Here is a 2,828-nt window from a genome sequence, read left to right on the forward strand (position 1 = left end):
TTGAGGATCAGCGACACGTCGGTCGACGTGCCGCCGACATCGAAGGTCACCGCGTTTGGAAAGCCGGCCGCCGATGCCACCTGCGCGGCGCCAACAACGCCGGCGGCTGGGCCGGAAAGACAGGTGCGGACAGGATAAGCCTTGGCGGTTTCCATTGACATCAGGCCACCGTTGGAATGCACCGTGTGCGGGCTGGCGCGTACGCCGAGCGAGGCCGAGCGGTGCATCAGCCGATCAAGGTAACCGACCATGCGCGGCGTCAGATAGGCGTTCATCACTGTGGTCGAGAAGCGCTCGAACTCGCGAAACTCAGGCTGGACGTCGCAGCTCAGCGAGATCGGCACGCCAGGCAGTTCCTCGCGCAGGATCTCCCCCGCCCGCCTCTCATGCGCATCGTGGCGGTAGGCATGGACGAAGCACACGGCGACCGCTCCCACACCCGCCTTGCGCAACTCGGCCGCGCCCTGGCGGACACCCTCCTCATCAAGGGGCGTAAGCTCCTCGCCGTCGGCTGTGAAGCGCTCGGCGACCTCGAGGCGCAGCCAGCGCTCGACCAGCGGGACTGGACGATGGATCGAATAGTCGTAGAGATGGGGACGTTGCTGACGTGCGATCTCCAGGACGTCGCGAAATCCTTTGGTGGTGATCAGACCTGTCAGCGTGCCTTTGCGCTCGATGATCATATTGGTGGCGACCGTGGTTCCGTGACCAAGATGGGCCACGCAAGCGGGGTCGAAGCCTGCTGCGATCACTTGTCTCAGAGCGTTCTCTATCGCTTCAGAGGGATCGTTTGGCGTGGATGGGGTCTTGAAATGATGCAGCTCACCAGTGGCTTGATCGACCAGCGACAGGTCGGTGAACGTCCCGCCGACGTCAATGCCGACCCGGAATTGCGCTTCCATGATTTGATCCGTCCAAAGGTTGTCAACAGAAGAGGATCAGTGCATGGCCCTTAGCGACAGTCGGTAGTCGGTCAAAACATTGCTAAAATGCGTCAACGGGGAACCACATCGAATGCGACGTGAGTTCGACCAACAAGCCTGCTTGCTGAGCGATGTGTAGATTCCAGATATCGGCAGTTCTCTGAGCTATCGCATTGGCGCAAGGAATCCGATCACGCCGATGCCTCTTGGTTGTCGTGCTCGGCGTCGATGCTGTGCTCCTCGCCGGTGTCTATCATCGTCCTGGTTGCATCGATGGATGCGTAGACCCAGAAAATCCGCATCGGTTTGTCGGTAGGATTGATGAAGCGATGTGGCACGTTCGCCGGGATCCAAGTCGTGTCATTGGTGTCGAGATGGTGCCGGATGCCATCGATCTCGGCAATCGCCTGTCCCTCGATGACCATGACGCTCTCCTCGCAATTGTGCTTGTGAAGACCGATCGCCGCGCCCGGATCGAAGGCTGTGATGCCGTTGATCATGCTGGTGGAACCGCATTTTCGCGTGACAAGCGGGGTCGTACGGGCTCCGTTGCCGCGGTCGTTCGTCTTCAGTTCCTTCGGCCGGAGAATCGCAGGTTGCCTGCTCATTGGGTGCCTTTCTGTGCGACTGCCGGCGCCTGAGCGGGACCGACCCACACCGTCTTGACGTTGACGAATTCACGGATGCCGTAGACACCGAGCTCACGGCCGTAGCCGGAGCGTTTGATGCCACCGAACGGGTAGCGCGGATCGGAGGCGACCATGCCGTTGATAAAGACGGCGCCGGCCTCGATGTCGCGCGCGAGGAGGCGGCCTCGCTCCAGATCACGGGTCCATAGCGCTGCGCCGAGCCCGAAGTCGGTCTGGTTGGCGAACGTCACTGCCTCCTCGGCGTCCCTTGCGCGGATGATCGCGGCAACCGGTCCGAACGTCTCCTCGCGGAAGGCGGCCATTTCGGGGCGCACATTGTCGAGGATCGTCGGCGGATAGTAGAAGCCGTTGCCGCCAAGCGGCGCACCGCCCGCCTTCAGTGTCGCGCCAGCGGCAAGCGTGCGCTCGACCTGGCTATGCAGGCCGATCATGAGATTTTCGCGGGCCATCGGCCCGATATTGGTGTCGCGCTCCATCGGGTCGCCGATCTTCAGCTTCGACACGCCATCAACGAATAGCTCGACGAAGCGATCGGCCACCGCCTGTTCGACGATGAAGCGCTTGGCGTTGACGCAAGACTGGCCGACATTGATGTAGCGTGCCTTGACCGCAACCTTGGCCGCCTCCTTGATATCTGCATTAGCAAGCACAATGAAGGGATCCGAACCTCCGAGTTCCAGCACCTGCTTTTTGAGCGCCTTGCCGGCTTGCGCGGCTACGATTGCGCCGACCTCCGTCGATCCCGTCAGCGTCACCGCCGCGATGCGGTCATCGGCGATGATTGCAGCAACCTTGGAAGGCTCGATAAGCAAAGTGGCGAACAGACCTTCGGGGCAGCCGGCCTCCTTCATCACCTCATTGATCGCAAGAGCGCATTCGGGAACATTGTTGGCATGCTTGAGGATGGCGCCATTGCCGGCGGCGAAGGCGGGGGCGGCAAAACGGAAGAATTGCCAGAACGGGTAATTCCACGGCATGATCGCCAGCACGACGCCGAGCGGATCGAATGCCACAACGCTTTCCGTAGCGTTTGATGCCACTGGTTCGTCCGCCAAAAACCGCGCCGCGTTCTCGGCATAGAAATCGCAGTTGTAGGCGCATTTCTCGATTTCCGCTTCCGCCTCCACGATCGGCTTGCCCATCTCGCGTGTGATCATAGCGGCATAACGAGACTTTCCGGCGCGCAAGACGCGCGCCATTCCCGCCAACAATCTGCATCGTCTGGCGATCGGCAGCTTTCTCCAGGCGGCTTGCG

General features: G+C 61.2%; 3 protein-coding genes. All 3 read right to left on the reverse strand.

All coding sequences use genetic code 11. The annotated features are described in order from the left end of the window. A partial coding sequence (locus EOA60_RS26970) for a hydantoinase/oxoprolinase family protein (protein ID WP_164899563.1) occupies positions 1-902 on the reverse strand: 902 nt, incomplete at its 3' end. A 212-nt stretch (positions 903-1,114) separates the two neighbouring features. After that, entirely contained in the window at positions 1,115-1,531 is a 417-nt protein-coding gene (locus tag EOA60_RS26975) for a cupin domain-containing protein (RefSeq protein ID WP_127336041.1), read from the reverse strand. After that, the coding region (locus EOA60_RS26980; RefSeq protein WP_164899564.1) for an NAD-dependent succinate-semialdehyde dehydrogenase at positions 1,528-2,828 on the reverse strand (1,301 nt) is incomplete at its 5' end. The genes EOA60_RS26975 and EOA60_RS26980, both read right to left, overlap by 4 nt.

The sequence above is a fragment of the Mesorhizobium sp. M1A.F.Ca.IN.020.06.1.1 genome (assembly GCF_004023265.1).
Taxonomy (GTDB): Bacteria; Pseudomonadota; Alphaproteobacteria; order Rhizobiales; family Rhizobiaceae; genus Mesorhizobium.